General features: G+C 70.8%; 20 protein-coding genes. 17 read left to right on the forward strand and 3 right to left on the reverse strand.

Going from position 1 to position 16,894, the window contains the following annotated elements:
* Positions 1-111 precede the first annotated feature (111 nt).
* Positions 112-723: a 30S ribosomal protein S4 gene (gene rpsD / locus IF88_RS0100605; RefSeq protein ID WP_008740451.1), complete on the forward strand. Its 612-nt coding sequence runs from the start codon at positions 112-114 to the stop codon at positions 721-723.
* A 232-nt stretch (positions 724-955) separates the two neighbouring features.
* On the opposite strand, the gene IF88_RS43020 is transcribed toward rpsD, so the two are convergent.
* On the reverse strand, positions 956-1,210 hold the full coding sequence (locus tag IF88_RS43020) for a hypothetical protein (protein ID WP_078892615.1): 255 nt from the start codon (positions 1,208-1,210) through the stop codon (positions 956-958).
* Positions 1,211-1,370: 160 nt separating this feature from the next.
* Here IF88_RS43020 and IF88_RS0100610 point away from each other — a divergent pair, with 160 nt between their 5' ends.
* The 7 genes from IF88_RS0100610 (at position 1,371) to IF88_RS0100640 (ending at position 8,331) form a co-directional block, all read left to right on the forward strand.
* Complete coding sequence (locus IF88_RS0100610; protein ID WP_078892616.1) at positions 1,371-1,814, forward strand: DUF948 domain-containing protein; 444 nt, start codon at positions 1,371-1,373, stop codon at positions 1,812-1,814.
* Positions 1,815-1,822: 8 nt separating this feature from the next.
* Positions 1,823-2,167, forward strand: a complete 345-nt coding sequence (locus IF88_RS0100615; RefSeq protein WP_030706304.1) for a DUF6167 family protein — start codon at positions 1,823-1,825, stop codon at positions 2,165-2,167.
* On the forward strand, positions 2,167-4,836 hold the full coding sequence (gene alaS / locus IF88_RS0100620) for an alanine--tRNA ligase (protein ID WP_030706305.1): 2,670 nt from the start codon (positions 2,167-2,169) through the stop codon (positions 4,834-4,836). The genes IF88_RS0100615 and alaS overlap by 1 nt, the downstream gene beginning before the upstream one ends.
* 2 nt (positions 4,837-4,838) lie before the next feature.
* On the forward strand, positions 4,839-5,309 hold the full coding sequence (gene ruvX, locus IF88_RS0100625) for a Holliday junction resolvase RuvX (RefSeq protein ID WP_030009552.1): 471 nt from the start codon (positions 4,839-4,841) through the stop codon (positions 5,307-5,309).
* Positions 5,310-5,437: 128 nt separating this feature from the next.
* Positions 5,438-7,252, forward strand: a complete 1,815-nt coding sequence (gene mltG / locus IF88_RS0100630; protein WP_030706306.1) for an endolytic transglycosylase MltG — start codon at positions 5,438-5,440, stop codon at positions 7,250-7,252.
* A gap of 6 nt (positions 7,253-7,258) precedes the next feature.
* Positions 7,259-8,083 carry a shikimate dehydrogenase gene (locus IF88_RS0100635; RefSeq protein ID WP_030706308.1) on the forward strand — a complete coding sequence of 275 codons (825 nt, stop codon included), beginning with the start codon at positions 7,259-7,261 and terminating at the stop codon, positions 8,081-8,083.
* A 32-nt stretch (positions 8,084-8,115) separates the two neighbouring features.
* Positions 8,116-8,331 (forward strand): hypothetical protein, encoded by a 216-nt coding sequence (locus IF88_RS0100640; protein ID WP_030706313.1) that lies wholly within the window; start codon positions 8,116-8,118, stop codon positions 8,329-8,331.
* On the opposite strand, the gene IF88_RS39885 is transcribed toward IF88_RS0100640, so the two are convergent.
* Entirely contained in the window at positions 8,306-8,749 is a 444-nt protein-coding gene (locus tag IF88_RS39885) for a hypothetical protein (RefSeq protein WP_051836221.1), read from the reverse strand. The genes IF88_RS0100640 and IF88_RS39885 overlap by 26 nt on opposite strands.
* A gap of 236 nt (positions 8,750-8,985) precedes the next feature.
* Here IF88_RS39885 and aroC point away from each other — a divergent pair, with 236 nt between their 5' ends.
* The 8 genes from aroC (at position 8,986) to nusB (ending at position 15,310) form a co-directional block, all read left to right on the forward strand.
* A complete protein-coding gene (gene aroC / locus IF88_RS0100650) occupies positions 8,986-10,170 on the forward strand; it encodes a chorismate synthase (protein ID WP_030706316.1) in 1,185 nt (394 codons plus the stop codon).
* Positions 10,167-10,685 (forward strand): shikimate kinase, encoded by a 519-nt coding sequence (locus IF88_RS0100655; RefSeq protein ID WP_030706318.1) that lies wholly within the window; start codon positions 10,167-10,169, stop codon positions 10,683-10,685. The genes aroC and IF88_RS0100655 overlap by 4 nt, the downstream gene beginning before the upstream one ends.
* Positions 10,682-11,773 (forward strand): 3-dehydroquinate synthase, encoded by a 1,092-nt coding sequence (gene aroB, locus IF88_RS0100660; protein WP_030706320.1) that lies wholly within the window; start codon positions 10,682-10,684, stop codon positions 11,771-11,773. The genes IF88_RS0100655 and aroB overlap by 4 nt, the downstream gene beginning before the upstream one ends.
* The gene (gene aroQ, locus IF88_RS0100665) at positions 11,770-12,210 is read left to right on the forward strand and encodes a type II 3-dehydroquinate dehydratase (protein WP_030706322.1); all 441 of its coding nucleotides are present in this window, start codon (positions 11,770-11,772) and stop codon (positions 12,208-12,210) included. The genes aroB and aroQ overlap by 4 nt, the downstream gene beginning before the upstream one ends.
* Positions 12,211-12,302: 92 nt before the next feature.
* On the forward strand, positions 12,303-13,073 hold the full coding sequence (locus IF88_RS0100670; RefSeq protein ID WP_030706324.1) for an AAA family ATPase: 771 nt from the start codon (positions 12,303-12,305) through the stop codon (positions 13,071-13,073).
* A 72-nt stretch (positions 13,074-13,145) separates the two neighbouring features.
* Entirely contained in the window at positions 13,146-14,252 is a 1,107-nt protein-coding gene (locus IF88_RS0100675; protein WP_030706326.1) for an aminopeptidase P family protein, read from the forward strand.
* A gap of 59 nt (positions 14,253-14,311) precedes the next feature.
* On the forward strand, positions 14,312-14,878 hold the full coding sequence (gene efp, locus IF88_RS0100680; RefSeq protein WP_030706328.1) for an elongation factor P: 567 nt from the start codon (positions 14,312-14,314) through the stop codon (positions 14,876-14,878).
* Between the two features lie 3 nt (positions 14,879-14,881).
* On the forward strand, positions 14,882-15,310 hold the full coding sequence (gene nusB / locus IF88_RS0100685; RefSeq protein ID WP_030706330.1) for a transcription antitermination factor NusB: 429 nt from the start codon (positions 14,882-14,884) through the stop codon (positions 15,308-15,310).
* 184 nt (positions 15,311-15,494) lie between these two features.
* On the opposite strand, the gene bldD is transcribed toward nusB, so the two are convergent.
* On the reverse strand, positions 15,495-15,995 hold the full coding sequence (gene bldD / locus IF88_RS0100690) for a transcriptional regulator BldD (protein ID WP_030706332.1): 501 nt from the start codon (positions 15,993-15,995) through the stop codon (positions 15,495-15,497).
* 289 nt (positions 15,996-16,284) lie between these two features.
* Between bldD and pyrR the strand changes: the two genes are divergently transcribed.
* On the forward strand, positions 16,285-16,860 hold the full coding sequence (gene pyrR / locus IF88_RS0100695) for a bifunctional pyr operon transcriptional regulator/uracil phosphoribosyltransferase PyrR (RefSeq protein ID WP_030706334.1): 576 nt from the start codon (positions 16,285-16,287) through the stop codon (positions 16,858-16,860).
* The last annotated feature ends 34 nt before the right edge of the window (positions 16,861-16,894 follow it).

Consider the following 16,894-nt stretch of genomic DNA (forward strand, 5'->3'; position numbering starts at 1 on the left):
TTGGAATCTGAACTTCGACGCGCACTGGGCAGGGGGATCCCATGTGGTCGAGACATTACGTCCTCCTCGCTAAGGTAAGCCTCACCTAACTTACATGGAGGTAGGTTCCACGTGAACCAGAAGCGACCCAAGGTCAAGAAGTCGCGTGCCCTCGGCATTGCGCTGACCCCGAAGGCCGTCAAGTACTTCGAGGCCCGCCCCTACCCGCCGGGCGAGCACGGCCGTGGCCGCAAGCAGAACTCGGACTACAAGGTTCGTCTGCTGGAGAAGCAGCGTCTGCGCGCTCAGTACGACATCTCTGAGCGTCAGATGGCCCGCGCGTACGACCGCGCCAAGAAGGCCGAAGGCAAGACGGGCGAGGCGCTTGTCGTCGAGCTCGAGCGTCGTCTCGACGCCCTGGTTCTGCGTTCGGGCATCGCCCGCACCATCTACCAGGCCCGCCAGATGGTCGTTCACGGCCACATCGAGGTCAACGGTGACAAGGTCGACAAGCCGTCGTTCCGTGTCCGCCCGGACGACGTCATCACCGTGCGCGAGCGCAGCCGCGAGAAGGTTCCGTTCCAGGTTGCCCGTGAGGGTGGCTACGCAGGCGAGGGCGAGACCCCGCGCTACCTGCAGGTCAACCTGAAGGCCCTGGCCTTCCGCCTGGACCGCGACCCGAACCGCAAGGAAATCCCGGTCATCTGCGACGAGCAGCTCGTCGTCGAGTACTACGCCCGCTGATGCAGGCCTAGTCTCACTGGCTGGTCAGCCCGCCGTCCCCTCCGGGGGACGGCGGGTTTTCCCGTTCCCGGGCCCGCCCGGCCCGCGCACTACGGCTGGTCCGCCGCCGCCGCGCGGCGCGACACCCGGGGGCCGCCCGCCCCGCCTCCCCGTCCCGCCTGCCGGGACACCCGGCCCGCGCGCCCGCGCTCACCGGGGCTGCGCTGAGCCTGCCCGACCAGGGCCTCGCGGCTCAGTTACCGCCCTCTCGGCCGCGCAGGCCTCGTACCGCTCGGCCTCCCACAGCTCGCCGGCCCGCTCCCGGCACATCAGCCGCCGCGAGGGCCGGCCGGGACTTGCCCACTCCGCCCACGCCGGTCACCGTGACGAGCCGGGAGGACTCCAGGAGCCGCCCCAGCTCGGCGAGTTCGGCACCCCGCCCGATGAACCGGCCCGGCTCCGAGGGAAGATTGCCCCAGGGCCGGTCGCGCAGGGGTCTGTGTCGCATGGGACACGGAGGGTACTGGTCCGGATGCGCTGCGTTCAAGGCGTTGGCTCCCGACCCCCAATTCGGGTACGGCCGGGGATCCCCGGCGCGATAGGGTCGGAGGGCCAAGGGGGGAATCGGTGCAGCCGGCAGTTGAGGCGCAGACAGAGAGCGGTGTGACGTGTCCGGTGTAGAGGTGGCCGGGATCATCGTGGCCGTCTTCTGGGCCATTCTGATCTCGTTCCTCGCCGTGGCGCTGGCGAGGCTGGCCCAGGTGCTCAGGGCGACCACCAAACTGGTGGCCGACGTGACCGATCAGGCCGTCCCGTTGCTGGCCGAAGCCTCCACCACCGTCCGCTCCGCGCGCACCCAGCTGGACCGGGTCGACGCCATCGCGAGGGACGTCCAGGAGGTCACCTCCAACGCCTCCGCGCTGTCCTCCACCGTGGCCACCGCCTTCGGCGGGCCGCTGGTGAAGGTCGCGGCCTTCGGCTACGGCGTCCGCAAGGCGCTGGGCAAGGGGGATGCCGCGACGTCGGGCGGCGTGCCGCCGAAGACATCCCGACGTAACGTGATCGTTGGCCGTACGGTGCCGCCCGCCCGGCGCCGGAAGCAGAAGGGCTGAGACCGCCGATGTTCCGCCGAGCCTTCTGGTTCACCGCAGGCGCAGCCGCCGGCGTGTGGGCCACCACCAAGGTCAACCGTCAGCTGAAGAAGCTGACACCGGAGAGTCTCGCGGCCCAGGCGGCCGACAAGGCCGTCGAGGCGGGCCACCGCCTCAAGGACTTCGCCCTCGACGTCAAAGCGGGAATGACGCAGCGCGAGGACGAGCTGAACGACGCGCTGGGGCTCCACCAGGACCCCGACCGGCCCGACAACGTCACCGCCCTCCCCGGGCCGCGGCGGCTGCGGGCCATCGAGAACGACCAGACCACCCACCGACCAACGTTTTCGTACGACCGGAATGAGGACCACTGATGGAGTCGGCTGAAATTCGCCGCCGCTGGCTGAGCTTCTTCGAGGAGCGCGGTCACGCCGTTGTCCCTTCGGCGTCGCTCATCGCGGACGACCCGACTCTGCTGCTGGTCAACGCGGGCATGGTCCCCTTCAAGCCGTACTTCCTCGGCGAGACCAAGCCCCCGGCCCCCCGCGCCACCAGCGTGCAGAAGTGCGTCCGTACGCCGGACATCGAAGAGGTCGGCAAGACCACCCGCCACGGCACGTTCTTCCAGATGTGCGGCAACTTCTCCTTCGGGGACTACTTCAAGGAAGGCGCCATCAAGTACGCCTGGGAGCTGCTCACCAGCTCCGTGGCGGACGGCGGCTACGGCCTGGAGCCCGAGAAGCTCTGGATCACCGTCTACCTCGACGACGACGAGGCCGAGCAGATCTGGCGCGAGAAGATCGGCGTCCCCGCCGAGCGCATCCAGCGCCTGGGCAAGAAGGACAACTTCTGGTCCATGGGCGTCCCCGGACCCTGCGGCCCGTGCTCGGAGATCAACTATGACCGCGGCCCGGAGTTCGGCGTCGAGGGCGGCCCGGCCGTCAACGACGAGCGCTACGTGGAGATCTGGAACCTGGTCTTCATGCAGTACGAGCGCGGCGCCGGCGACGGGAAGGAAGACTTCCCGATCCTCGGCGACCTGCCGTCGAAGAACATCGACACCGGTCTCGGCCTCGAACGCCTCGCGATGATCCTGCAGGGCGTGCAGAACATGTACGAGACCGACACCCTGCGCGTGGTCATGGACAAGGCCACCGAGCTGACCGGTGTCCAGTACGGCGCCGCCCAGGGCACCGACGTGTCGATGCGCGTGGTCGCCGACCACATCCGCACCTCTGTCATGCTCATCGGCGACGGCGTGACCCCCGGCAACGAGGGCCGCGGCTACGTGCTGCGCCGCATCATGCGCCGCGCCATCCGCAACATGCGCCTCATGGGCGCCACCGGCCCGGTCGTCCAGGACCTCGTCGACGTCGTGATCAACACGATGGGGCAGCAGTACCCGGAGCTGGTCACCGACCGCAAGCGCATCGAGACCGTCGCGCTCGCCGAAGAGGCCGCCTTCCTCAAGGCCGTCAAGGGCGGCACCAACATCCTCGACACCGCCGTGACCGAGACCAAGGCCGCCGGCGGCACGGTCCTCTCCGGTGACAAGGCGTTCCTGCTCCACGACACCTGGGGCTTCCCGATCGACCTGACCCTGGAGATGGCCGCCGAGCAGGGCCTCTCCGTGGACGAGCCCGGCTTCCGCCGCCTGATGCAGGAGCAGCGCGACCGCGCCAAGGCCGACGCCAAGGCCAAGAAGACCGGTCACGCCGACGTCTCCTCGTACCGCGAGATCGCGGACAGCGCCGGGGCCACCGAGTTCACCGGCTACGCCACCAACCAGGGCGAGTCCACCATCGTCGGCCTCCTGGTCAACGGCGTCTCCGCGCCCGCCGCCTCCGAGGGCGACGACGTCGAGGTCGTCCTCGACCGCACCCCCTTCTACGCCGAGGGCGGCGGCCAGCTCGCCGACCAGGGCCGCATCAAGCTCGACTCGGGCGCCGTCATCGTCGTCCGCGACGTGCAGCAGCCGGTCCCGGGCGTCTCCGTGCACAAGGGCTCCGTCCAGGTCGGCGAGGTGACGGTGGGCGCCTCCGCGTACGCCGCCATCGACGTCAGCCGCCGCCGGGCCATCGCCCGCGCCCACTCGGCCACGCACCTGACCCACCAGGCGCTGCGCGACGCCCTCGGGCCGACCGCCGCCCAGGCCGGTTCGGAGAACTCGCCGGGCCGCTTCCGCTTCGACTTCGGTTCGCCGAACGCCGTTCCCGGCTCGGTCCTCACCGACGTCGAGCAGAAGATCAACGACGTGCTCTCGCGCGAGCTGGACGTCACCGCCGAGATCATGAGCATCGACGAGGCCAAGAAGCAGGGCGCCATCGCCGAGTTCGGCGAGAAGTACGGCGAGCGCGTGCGCGTCGTCACCATCGGCGACTTCTCCAAGGAGCTGTGCGGCGGCACGCACGTCGGCAACACCTCGCAGCTGGGTCTGGTGAAGCTGCTCGGCGAGTCCTCCATCGGCTCCGGCGTGCGCCGTGTCGAGGCCCTCGTCGGCGTGGACGCGTACAACTTCCTCGCCAAGGAGCACACGGTCGTCGCCCAGCTCCAGGAGCTGGTCAAGGGCCGTCCGGAGGAGCTGCCGGAGAAGATCGCCTCCATGCTCGGCAAGCTGAAGGACGCCGAGAAGGAGATCGAGAAGTTCCGCGCGGAGAAGGTCCTGCAGGCCGCTGCCGGTCTCGCCGCGAACGCCCAGGACATCCGCGGCGTCGCCCTGGTCGTCGGCCAGGTGGCGGACGGCATCGGCGCCGACGACCTGCGCAAGCTGGTCCTCGACGTCCGCGTCCGGATCCCCGGCGACCGTCCGACGGTCGTGGCCCTGTTCACCGTGGCCAATGACCGCCCGCTGACGGTCATCGCCACCAACGAGGCGGCCCGCGAGCGCGGCCTCAAGGCCGGCGACCTGGTCCGTACGGCCGCCAAGACGCTCGGTGGCGGCGGTGGCGGCAAGCCGGACGTCGCCCAGGGCGGCGGCCAGAACCCGGCCGCCATCCCGGAGGCCATCAGCGCCGTCGAGCGCCTCGTCGTCGAGACGGCCTGACGATGACGCTGCGCCGCGGCCGCCGGCTCGCCATCGACGTCGGGGACGCCCGGATCGGGGTCGCCTCGTGCGACCCCGACGGGGTGCTCGCCACTCCGGTGGAAACCGTCCCGGGCCGGGACATCCCCTTCGCCCACCGGCGGCTGCGGCAGCTCGTCGAGGAGTACGAGCCCCTCGAAGTCGTGGTCGGCCTCCCCCGCTCGCTCAGCGGGCGGGAGGGGCCGGCCGCGGTCAAGGTACGCGCCTTCGCGAACGAACTGGCCAAGGGCATCAAGCCGGTGACGGTCCGTCTGGTGGACGAGCGGATGACCACGGTCACCGCCGCTCAGGGGCTGCGGGCCTCCGGGAAGAACGCGAAGAAGGGCCGGTCGGTCATCGACCAGGCCGCCGCTGTGGTGATCCTTCAGAACGCTCTTGAGACCGAACGGGTATCAGGTAATCCGCCTGGTGAGTGCGTCGAAGTGGTTGTCTGATCGCGATACGGTAACGTTCCGCGCGATGAGACGGCATTCGAACAGCCGTCGCCCACCGTCAAAGAGGCGGACCCGGGTGCCACGGACGACGGAGTCCGTGGCCTCCGTCTCGCGGCTCTAGGGGACCGATGACTGAGTATGGCCGGGGCCGTGGCCCCGAACCCTGGCACCCCGAGGATCCCCTTTACGGGGACCAGGGGTGGACCGGGCACCAGACCCAGCAGGGCCAGGCGCCCTACGGCGGTGCCCCGCAGCAGGAGTACCCGCAGGAGCCCCAGTACCAGCAGCAGTACCCCGAGCAGTACCAGCAGTACCCGCAGCAGTACCCGGAGTACGAGCAGCAGCAGTACCAGCAGCAGTACCCCGACCAGCAGTACGCCGCGCAGCAGGAGGCCTATGCCCCGCAGCAGGCGTACGCCCCCCAGCAGCAGGTCTACGCCCCTCAGCAGCCTCAGCAGCCGCAGCCGCAGCCGCAGCCGCAGCCGCAGCCGCAGCCGCAGCCGCAGCAGCCGCAGCAGCAGCCACACCCGCAGGCCCAGCCCCAGCAGCCGGTGTACGACGACCAGGGCTGGGACACCGGCCAGGGCCAGTACGTGGCCGCGGTGCAGGCCGACCCCTACGTGGGCGCGGACCCGTACGCGCAGCAGACCGTCGCCGGCTACCCCGGCGAGGCCCCCGACCTCTACACCACGCCCGAGGCCTACCCGCCGCCGCAGCCCCCGGGCCGGCGCCACCTGGAACCGGAACCGGTCGAGGAGGAGGCGGAGGAGCCCGGGACCGGCTTCCTCGCAGGCGGCGACGACGACGGGGACGAGCCCGGCCGCCGGGGCGGCCGTTCGAAGAGCGGCAAGCCGAAGAAGCGCAGTGGCATGGCCTGCCTGATCGCGGCCGTGGTCATCCTCGGCGTGGTCGGCGGTGGCGGCTACTACGGCTACTCGTACATCAAGGCGAGGTTCGGCGCGGCCGAGGACTTCGCGGGCGAGGGCACGGACGAGCTGGTCGACGTGGAGATCCCCAAGGGCGCGCTCCTGGGGCAGATGGGCCGGATCCTCAAGGACGCCGGCGTGGTCGCCAGCGCCCAGGCCTTCGTCGACGCCGCGAACACCAACCCCAAGGGCAAGTTGATCCAGCCCGGCATCTACCCGATGAAGAAGAAGATGTCGGGTGCCGCCGCCGTCGCGCTGATGATCGACCCCAGCAAGCTGAACGTCATCACCGTCACCGAGGGCATGCGCAACGCCAAGGTGTACGAGGCGATCGACAAGAAGCTGGGCAAGCCGGAGGGCACCACCCGCGAGATCGCCCTGCGCGATGCCAAGAACCTCGGCCTGCCGGCCTGGGCCGGCAACAACCCGAAGCTCATGGACCCGCTCGAGGGCTTCCTCTACCCGATGCGCTACGACCTCAGCAAGGACAGCACCCCCGAGTCGCTGCTCAAGCTGATGGTCAAGAACGCGAGCGACAAGTACGCGGAAGCGGGCGTCGAGAGCAAGGCCAAGGAACTCGGCCTGGACAACCCGCTCCAGGTGATCACGGTCGCCAGCCTCGTCAACGCCGAGGGCAAGAACCACGACGACTTCCGGAAGATGTCCGAGGTGGTCTACAACCGCCTGAAGAAGACCAACGACGTCACGAACCAGAAGATCGAGTTCGACTCGACGTACAACTACGCCAAGGGCCAGAGCGAGATCAACTTCAACCTCAAGGAAGCCCAGGCCTTCAACAACCCGTACAACACGCACTTCATCAAGGGACTGCCCGTCGGCCCGATCGGCAACCCCGGCCTGGACGCGCTGACCGCTACGCTCAACCCGGATCACGGCGGGTGGATGTTCTTCGTGTCGGTCGACGGCAACACGACGACCTTCACCAAGACCTACGACGAGCACCTCAAGCTCGTCGCCGAGTTCCAGGAACGGCAGAAGCAGAAGAACGGCGGGTAGCAGGACATGTCACGGATACGGGCCGCGGTGCTGGGTTCGCCCATCGAGCACTCCCTCTCACCGGTGCTGCACCGCGCCGCCTACCAGGAGCTCGGCCTCGACGACTGGTCGTACGACCGCTTCGAGATCGACGAGGCCGCGCTCCCGGAGTTCGTCGCCGGACTCGGCCCCGAGTGGGCCGGGCTGTCGCTGACGATGCCGCTCAAGCGGGCGGTCATCCCGCTGCTGGACGGCATCAGCGACACGGCCGCGTCCGTCGAGGCGGTCAACACGGTCGTCCTCACCAAGGACGGCCGGCGCCTCGGCGACAACACCGACATCCCCGGCATCGTCGCCGCGCTCCACGAGCGCGGCGTCGAGAAGGTGTCCTCGGCCGCCGTCCTGGGCGCCGGAGCCACCGCCTCCTCGGCGCTCGCCGCGCTCTCGCGGGTCTGCTCCGGCGAGGTCACGGCGTACGTCCGCTCGCGGGCGCGCGCCGACGAGATGCGGCAGTGGGGCGAGCGGCTCGGTGTTCCCGTCCGCACGGCCGACTGGTCCGAGGCGGCCGGGGCGCTGTCCGCGCCCCTGGTCATCGCCACCACCCCGGCCGGAGCCACCGACGAACTGGCCGCCGCCGTGCCCGATGCCCCGGGCACCCTCTTCGACGTCCTGTACGACCCCTGGCCCACGGCCCTCGCGGCCGCCTGGTCGCGGCGCGGGGGCAAGCTCCTCGGCGGCCTGGACCTCCTGGTGCACCAGGCGGTCCTCCAGGTCGAGCAGATGACGGGGCACACCCCGGGCCCGCTCGCCGCCATGAGGGCCGCCGGAGAACGGGCGCTCGCCGCCCGCTAGGCTTACCACCTGCGCGTATTCACAGGGGGGGCATGGGCGAGTCGGGCACGGACCAGATACTGGCGTCGAAGTGGGACATCCCCTTCGTGGTGTTCGGGATGGTCCGGTTGGCGTTCGGCAACCTGCCCCTCTGGGCGAAGGCGATCGTCCTGGGGCTGGTCGGATCCCTCGCCGTGTGGACGGGGATCACCTGGCTCCGCGAGCGGCGCCGGGCCGGCCGCCTCAGCCGCAGTGACCGAACGGGCTGATGTACTCGTCGTACATCAGCCTGCCGCCCCAGTACTGCGTCGAGCCGTAGTACTGCACGCACTTGCCGTTGGCCCGCAGCTTCACGGGGCCCGCGTACGAGTTGAAGGCGCCCTCGTCGCGGGTGAAGTCCTCGTCGCCCTCGATCCGCAGCCCGGCGCCCACGGTGCCCTGGTTCTTGCCGCCCGTGACCACGGTGACCGCGCAGTTCTCGCCGGTCGAGGCGTTGTAGAGCAGGTGGACCGTGGCCTGCGGTCCACCGGTGGGCTGGTACCGGCCCAGTTCCTGGGACTCCTGGACGAAGAAGCCCGGGCCGCAGGCGTCGGCCGGGTTCGCGGCGGCGGACGCGGTCGTGGCCGTGCCGGTCATGGTGAGGACGGCGGCACCGGCCGTGATCAGAGCCCTGGTGATGTTGCGCAAGATTCCCCCTGTGAGCAAAAGAAAATGATCTTTCGCGAAGCGCGGATGATCCTCGCAGCGTGTCGGGACACCGTCAATTTCGGGCGTCGGGCCGGGAACCGGGGGGATCAGGCGTCCGACAGCTGGACCGGGGCCCGGCGAACCCGTCCGGACATGGGAGGATCGGGTGAGGCGGGTCCGGGCCGCGCACCCCGATCGCGCCGTCGCTGTACCAGGCGCGAGCATGAGGAGCATCGTTGAGCAGGTTGCGTTGGCTGACCGCCGGGGAGTCGCACGGACCGGCGCTGGTAGCGACGCTGGAGGGCCTTCCCGCCGGCGTCCCGGTCACCACCGAACTGGTGGCCGACCACCTGGCCCGGCGCCGGCTCGGCTATGGCCGCGGTGCCCGGATGAAGTTCGAGCAGGACGAGATCACCTTCCTGGGCGGCGTCCGGCACGGCCTGTCGCTGGGTTCTCCCGTGGCCGTCATGGTCGGCAACAGCGAGTGGCCCAAGTGGGAGACGGTCATGTCGGCCGACCCGGTGGACCCCTCGCTGCTCAAGGACACCGGCCGCAACGCGCCGCTCACCCGCCCGCGGCCCGGCCACGCCGACCTCGCCGGCATGCAGAAGTACGGCTTCGACGAGGCCCGGCCGATCCTGGAGCGCGCCAGCGCCCGTGAGACCGCCGCCCGCGTCGCCCTCGGCGCGATCGCCCGCTCCTTCCTCAAGGAGGTCGCCGGCATCGAGATCGTCTCGCACGTGGTGGAACTGGCCGCGGCCAAGGCCCCGTACGGCGTCTACCCGACCCCGGCCGACGTCGACAGGCTCGACGCCGATCCGGTGCGCTGCCTCGACGCCGACGCGAGCAAGGCGATGGTCGCGGAGATCGACCAGGCCCACAAGGACGGCGACACCCTCGGGGGCGTCGTCGAGGTGCTCGCCTACGGCGTCCCCGTCGGCCTCGGCTCGCACGTCCACTGGGACCGCCGGCTCGACGCCCGTCTCGCCGCCGCCCTCATGGGCATCCAGGCCATCAAGGGCGTCGAGGTCGGCGACGGCTTCGAGCTCGCCCGCGTGCCCGGCTCGAAGGCCCACGACGAGATCGTCTCCACCCCGGAGGGCCTCAAGCGCACCTCCGGCCGCTCCGGAGGTACCGAGGGCGGTCTGACCACCGGCGAGCTGCTGCGCGTACGCGCCGCGATGAAGCCCATCGCGACCGTCCCGCGCGCCCTGGCGACCGTGGACGTGGCCACCGGAGAGGCGACGGTGGCCCACCACCAGCGCTCCGACGTGTGCGCCGTGCCGGCCGCCGGCATCGTCGCCGAGGCCATGGTGGCCCTCGTCCTGGCCGACGCCGTCGTCGAGAAGTTCGGCGGCGACTCGGTCCCGGAGACCCGCCGCAACGTCCAGTCGTACCTCGACCACCTGCAGATCCGGTGACGGGCGGACCACTGGTCGTCCTCGTCGGCCCCATGGGGTCCGGCAAGTCCACGGTGGGGGCGCTGCTCGCCGAGCGGCTCGGCGTCCCCTACCGGGACACCGACGCCGACATCGTCGCGGCCGAGGGACGGGAGATCTCCGACCTCTTCGTCGACGAGGGCGAGCCGTACTTCCGTGAGCTGGAACGGCAGGCGGTCGCCGCCGCCGTCGCCGAGCACACCGGAGTCCTCGCCCTCGGCGGCGGCGCCGTCCTCGACGAGGGCACCCGCGGGCTGCTTACCGGCCTGCCCGTCGCCTACCTGTCGATGGACGTCGAGGAAGCCGTACGGCGCGTGGGCCTCGGCGCCGCGCGCCCGCTGCTCGCCGTCAACCCGCGCCGCCAGTGGCGCGAGCTGATGGACGCGCGGCGCCCCCTGTACACCGAAGTCGCGCGCGTCGTGGTGACCACCGACGACCGCACCCCCGAAGAGGTCGCCCAGGCGGTCCTCGACGCTCTGGAGTTGAAGGACGTATGACAGACCAGGTGACGCGGATCCAGGTCGGCGCCAGCGCCGGACACGACGCGTACGACGTGCTCGTCGGCCGACAGCTGCTCGGCGAGCTCGGCTCCCTGATCGGTACGAGGGCCCAGCGGGTCGCCGTGATCCACCCCGAGGCGCTCGCCTCGACGGGTGAGGCGCTGCGCGACGACCTCGCCGAGCAGGGCTACGAGGCGGTCGCCATCCAGGTGCCGAACGCCGAGGAGGCCAAGACCATCGAGGTCGCCGCCTACTGCTGGAAGGCCCTCGGCCAGTCCGGCTTCACCCGCACCGACGTCATCGTCGGCGTCGGCGGCGGAGCCACCACGGACCTCGCGGGCTTCGTCGCGGCCTCCTGGCTGCGCGGGGTGCGCTGGATCGCCGTACCGACCACCGTCCTCGCCATGGTGGACGCGGCCGTCGGCGGCAAGACCGGCATCAACACCGCCGAGGGCAAGAACCTGGTGGGCGCCTTCCACCCGCCGGCCGGCGTGCTGTGCGACCTCGCGGCACTGGACTCGCTGCCGGTCAACGACTACGTCAGCGGCCTCGCCGAGATCATCAAGGCCGGATTCATCTCCGACCCGAAGATCCTCGACCTGATCGAGGCGGACCCGGCCGCCGCCCGCACGCCCGACGGCCCGCACACGGCCGAGCTCATCGTGCGCTCCATCCAGGTCAAGGCCGACGTGGTCTCCAGCGACCTCAAGGAGTCGGGCCTGCGGGAGATCCTCAACTACGGCCACACCCTCGCGCACGCCATCGAGAAGAACGAGCGCTACAAGTGGCGGCACGGCGCGGCCGTCTCGGTCGGCATGGTCTTCGCCGCCGAACTCGGCCGGCTCGCGGGCCGGCTCGACGACGCGACCGCCGACCGGCACAAGGAGATCCTCGCCGCCGTCGGGCTGCCGCTCACCTACCGCGGCGACCAGTGGCCCAAGCTGCTCCAGACCATGCAGGTCGACAAGAAGTCCCGCGGCAACCTGCTGCGCTTCATCGTCCTCGACGGACTGGCCAAGCCGACCGTCCTGGAGGGCCCCGACCCGGCGCACCTGATCGCCGCCTACGGCGAGGTGTCGGCGTGAGGCGCCCGGTGCTCGTGCTGAACGGCCCGAACCTGGGCCGGCTCGGCTCGCGCGAGCCCGACGTGTACGGGGCCACCTCGTACGCCGGACTCGTCGAGAGCTGCCGCACGCTGGGCGAGGAGCTCGGCTTCGACGTCGAGGTCCGGGAGACCAACGACGAGGGCGAGCTCGTGCGTTGGCTGCACGAGGCGGCGGACGGGAAGATCCCCGTGGTCATCAACCCGGGGGCCTTCACCCACTACTCGTACGCCATGCGGGACGCGGCCGCGCAGCGCACGGCGCCGCTGATCGAGGTGCACATCTCGAACCCGTACGCCCGCGAGGAGTTCCGGCACACCTCGGTCATCGCGGCCGTGGCGACCGGCACGGTGGCGGGCTTCGGGATCGGTTCGTACCGGCTGGCGCTGCGCGCACTGGCGGAGGAGATCTCCGCCTGACACCCTGCCTGGCGGTGCTGGTGGACGGTCTGGCCTCCGTGGTCATATAACGTTCTCGCATCAGTCGCCGGAACGAGACGGAGTGGCAGCGGATGCAGCAAGGAGTGGGGGGCGGGGGAGCGGGCTGGGGTCAGCCGGGACCGCACCCGGCGGCGCCCCCGCAGCCGCCCATAGCCCCGGCGCAGGGCTGGCCGGGCCAGGCCGGGCACCAGCCCCCGCCGCAGCCCGGGCACCAGCCCCCGCCGCATCCGATGCCGTCCCTGTCGGAGGCCACCGGTCACATCCCGCTGCCGCCCGCGGTGGCGGGCACCGGAGGGGCCGTCCTCGCCGTGCTCCTGATCGGTCCGGCGGGCGCGGGCAAGACCACCGTGGCCCGGCACTGGGCGAGCACCCGGTCCGTGCCGACCGCTCACGTCAGCCTCGACGACGTCCGCGAGTGGGTGTGCTCGGGCTTCGCGGACCCGCAGGCGGGCTGGAACGAGCACTCCGAGGCCCAGTACCGGCTCGCCCGCCGCACCTGCGGCTTCGCCGCACGCAACTACCTGGCGAACGGGATCTCGTGCATCCTGGACGACGCCGTCTTCCCGGACCGGCCCGTGGTCGGGCTGGGCGGCTGGAAGCGGCACGTGGGCCCCACTCTGCTGCCCGTGGTGCTGCTGCCCGGCCTGGAGATCGTGCTGGAACGCAACGCGGCCCGCTCCGGCAACCGCCGGCTTTCCGACGAGGAGGTCGCGCGGATCCACGGCCGGATGGCCGGCTGGTACGGCTCCGGCCTCCCGATCATCGACAACTCCCACCTCGACGTCGAAGGCACCGCGCGCGCCCTCGACGAGGCGCTGGCCCGGGCCCTGACAGGGCCGTAGGCCCGCCCGTCCACGCCCCGTCCGGACGCGCTCACCAGGCCGGATCCGTGGCACGCTCGTACGCTCGAAGACATGTCAGACGTGTACGCCGCCCGCCGGGGCCTGCTTCGCGACCGATGCGCCGCCGCGGGAAACGCCGCCGCACTGATCACGCGTCCGGCGAACGTCCGCTACCTCTCCGGGGCGTCCCCGCTCGGTGCCGTACTGCTGGTCGGGCCCACCGATGACGTGCTGTTCTGCGCCGGCGCGCCCACCGGGGAGGCCGACGAGGGGCGGCTCGACGAGCAGCTCAGGGTCTCCGTGCTGGGGAACCCCGGCGCCGACCCGGCCGTCGCGGCCGCCGACATGGCCGCCGGAGTACGGGCCGACTCGCTCGCCGTGGAGGAACACCACATCACGGTCGGCCGGCACCGCGCCCTGCGCTCGGTGGCGCCCAAGCTGCGCCTCGCCGACCTGGGCACCGCGGTGGAGCAGCAGCGCCTCGTCAAGGACGAGGAGGAGATCGCCTGCCTGCGGATCGCCGCCGAGATCGCCGACCAGGCGCTCGGCGAGCTGCTGGAGTCCATCCTCGTCGGGCGCACCGAACGGCACCTGGCCCTGGAGCTGGAGCGGCGGCTCGTCGACCACGGGGCGGACGGCCCGGCCTTCCCGACCTCCGTCGGCACCGGCCCGCACTCGGGCCGCTCCCGCCACCGGCCCTCCGACCGACGGGTGGAGGAGGGCGACTTCCTCTCGGTCTGCCTCGGCGCCAACTACCGCGGCTACCGCTGCGAGATCGGCCGGACCTTCGTGATCGGCACCAGCCCCGCGGACTGGCAGATCGCGCTGTACGACCTCGTGTTCACCGCCCAGCGCGCCGGCCGCGAGGCCCTGCTGCCCGGTGCGGCGTACCGGGACGTGGACCATGCCGCACGCTCCGTCCTGGACTCCGCGGGCCACGCGGAAGCCCTCGCTCCGTCGACCGGACACGGCGTGGGCCTCGAAATCGACGAGGACCCGCAGCTTGCACCTACGGCAATGGGTAAACTGGACGCTTGCGTGCCGGTCACCGTCGAACCGGGGGTTCACCTCCCGGGCCGGGGAGGTGTCCGGATCGATGACACGCTCGTCGTACGCCCCGAGGCGGACGGCGGTCCAGAGCTACTCACCATTACGACCAAGGAGCTGCTCGCGCTCTAGCCCGCTCTGCCGGGCTGTGCGCGCACCCGTGGTCTTCCAGTGCAGGAGATTCCGCAACCGTGGCTTCCACGAACGACCTCAAGAACGGCATGGTGCTGAAGCTCGACGGGGGCCAGCTCTGGTCCGTCGTCGAGTTCCAGCACGTCAAGCCCGGCAAGGGCCCGGCCTTCGTGCGCACCAAGCTCAAGAACGTGCTCTCGGGCAAGGTCGTCGACAAGACCTTCAACGCCGGCGTCAAGGTCGACACCGCCACCATCGACCGCCGCGACATGCAGTTCTCGTACATGGACGGCGACTACTTCGTCTTCATGGACATGGACACCTACGACCAGCTCATGGTCGACCGCAAGGCCGTCGGCGACGCCGCCAACTTCCTGATCGAGGGCTTCACCGCCTCCGTGGCCCAGCACGAGGGCGAGGTGCTCTACGTCGAGCTCCCGGCCGCGGTCGAGCTCAAGATCCAGCACACGGACCCGGGCGTCCAGGGCGACCGCTCCACCGGCGGCACCAAGCCCGCCACGCTGGAGACCGGCTACGAGATCCAGGTCCCGCTCTTCATCACCACCGGCGAGACGGTCAAGGTCGACACCCGCACCAGCGACTACCTCGGCCGGAAGAGCAACTAACCCGTGGCTGCTCGGAGCAATGCGCGCAAGCGCGCCTTCCAGATCCTTTTCGAGGCCGACCAGCGCGGGGTGCCCGTTCGCGAGGTCCTCGCGGACTGGATCCGCCACTCGCGGTCGGACGACCGTCAGCCGCCGGTCAGCGCCTTCACGATGGATCTCGTCGAGGGGTACGCCGACAAGGTGAACCGCATCGACGACCTGATCGTCACCTACGCCGTGGACTGGGAGCTCGACCGCATGCCGGTCGTGGACCGGAACATCGTGCGGCTCGGTGCCTACGAGCTGATCTGGGTGGACGACACCCCGGATGCCGTGGCCATCGACGAGGCCGTCCAGCTGGCCAAGGAGTTCTCGACGGACGAGTCCCCCTCGTTCGTGAACGGGCTGCTGGCCCGGTTCAAGGACCTGAAGCCGAGCCTGCGCCGCGAGTAGCCTCCGGCGGTTCGGCACAGCGGAGGGGCCGCAGCGCACGCGCTGCGGCCCCTCCGCTTTTCCGGAACAAGGAAAACCGGCGCCGGAACAACGAAAACCGGCGGGGGGGGGGGGGGGCGCCCCCCCCCCCCCCCCCCCCCCCCCCCCCCGCCGGTAACGTTTCTGCTGGTCCTGGAACCGGGGACTACATGTCCTCGTGCGCCACCGCGCGGCGCGCGTCCGCGTCCAGCACGCCCCAGCTGATCAGCTGTTCGGTCAGGACCGAGGGGGACTGGTCGTAGATGACGGCCAGGGTGCGCAGGTCGTCCTGGCGGATCGACAGCACCTTGCCGTTGTAGTCGCCGCGCTGGCTCTGGATCGTGGCCGCGTAACGCTGCAGCGGGCCGGCCTTCTCGGCGGGAACGCCCGCCAGGCGCTCCAGGTCGAGACGCAGCTTCGGCGGCGGCTCGGCCGCTCCGCCGGGAGTCGTGCCCGGCAGCAGTTCCTGCACCGGAACCCCGTAGAAGTCGGCCAGCTCGGCAAGACGCTGGACGGTCACGGCGCGGTCCCCGCGCTCGTAGGACCCGACCACCACGGCCTTCCACCGGCCCTGGGACTTCTCCTCGACACCATGGAGGGAAAGGCCCTGCTGGGTGCGGATGGCGCGGAGCTTGGCCCCGAGCTGTTTGGCGTATTCGCTGGACATAACGCTCCCGGACGCTGTGACGCTGTGACGACATGGACGCTGTGACGACATTGACCACGTGCGGCTCCGCCGCGCGGCTGGTAACTCACTGTGAGGTTACGCAGCGTTACTTGGATGCGTCAAGCCGAATGGTCTTCGCCGCCCCCTCACGAGGGGCCCCAGCAGCCTCGTGGGAGCCCCTGCGTCCCAGGCCGGTGCCCGACGACCGGCCGCACCCTGGTACCGTGGGACGCGTACATCAGACGTCCTTTAAGGTCCGTCCCGTGAGGCGGAGAAGGAGGTCCTTTTCATGGACACTCAGCAGCAGCCCGATTCCATGCGCCCGGTACTCGAAGCGCAGGACATCGCGCGGGTCCTGACCCGCATCGCCCACGAGATCGTCGAACGCGCCAAGGGCGCCGACGACGTGGTGCTCCTCGGCATTCCCACCCGCGGTGTGTACCTCGCCCGCCGGCTGGCCGCCAAGCTCGAAGAGATCACCGGCACGAAGATCCCGGTCGGCTCCCTCGACATCACCATGTACCGCGACGACCTGCGGATGAAGCCCGCCCGCGCCATCGGCCGCACCGAGATCCCCGGCGACGACCTCGACGGCCGACTCGTCGTCCTCGTCGACGACGTGCTCTTCTCCGGCCGCACGATCCGCGCCGCGCTCGACGCCCTCGGCGACCTCGGGCGCCCGCGCGCCGTGCAGCTCGCCGTCCTCGTCGACAGGGGCCACCGCGAACTGCCGATCCGCGCCGACTACGTCGGCAAGAACCTCCCCACGTCGCTGCGGGAGACCGTCAAGGTCCAGCTCCAGGAGGAGGACGGCCGTGACGCCGTGCTGCTCGGCCAGCGGACCGCCCAGGCAGCAGGGCTGTAGCCCTTACGGAGTGACGGGCCCCGAGAAGGGTCCG

It is taken from the genome of Streptomyces sp. NRRL F-2580 (assembly GCF_000720115.1).
In the GTDB taxonomy this organism is placed as follows: domain Bacteria; phylum Actinomycetota; class Actinomycetes; order Streptomycetales; family Streptomycetaceae; genus Streptomyces.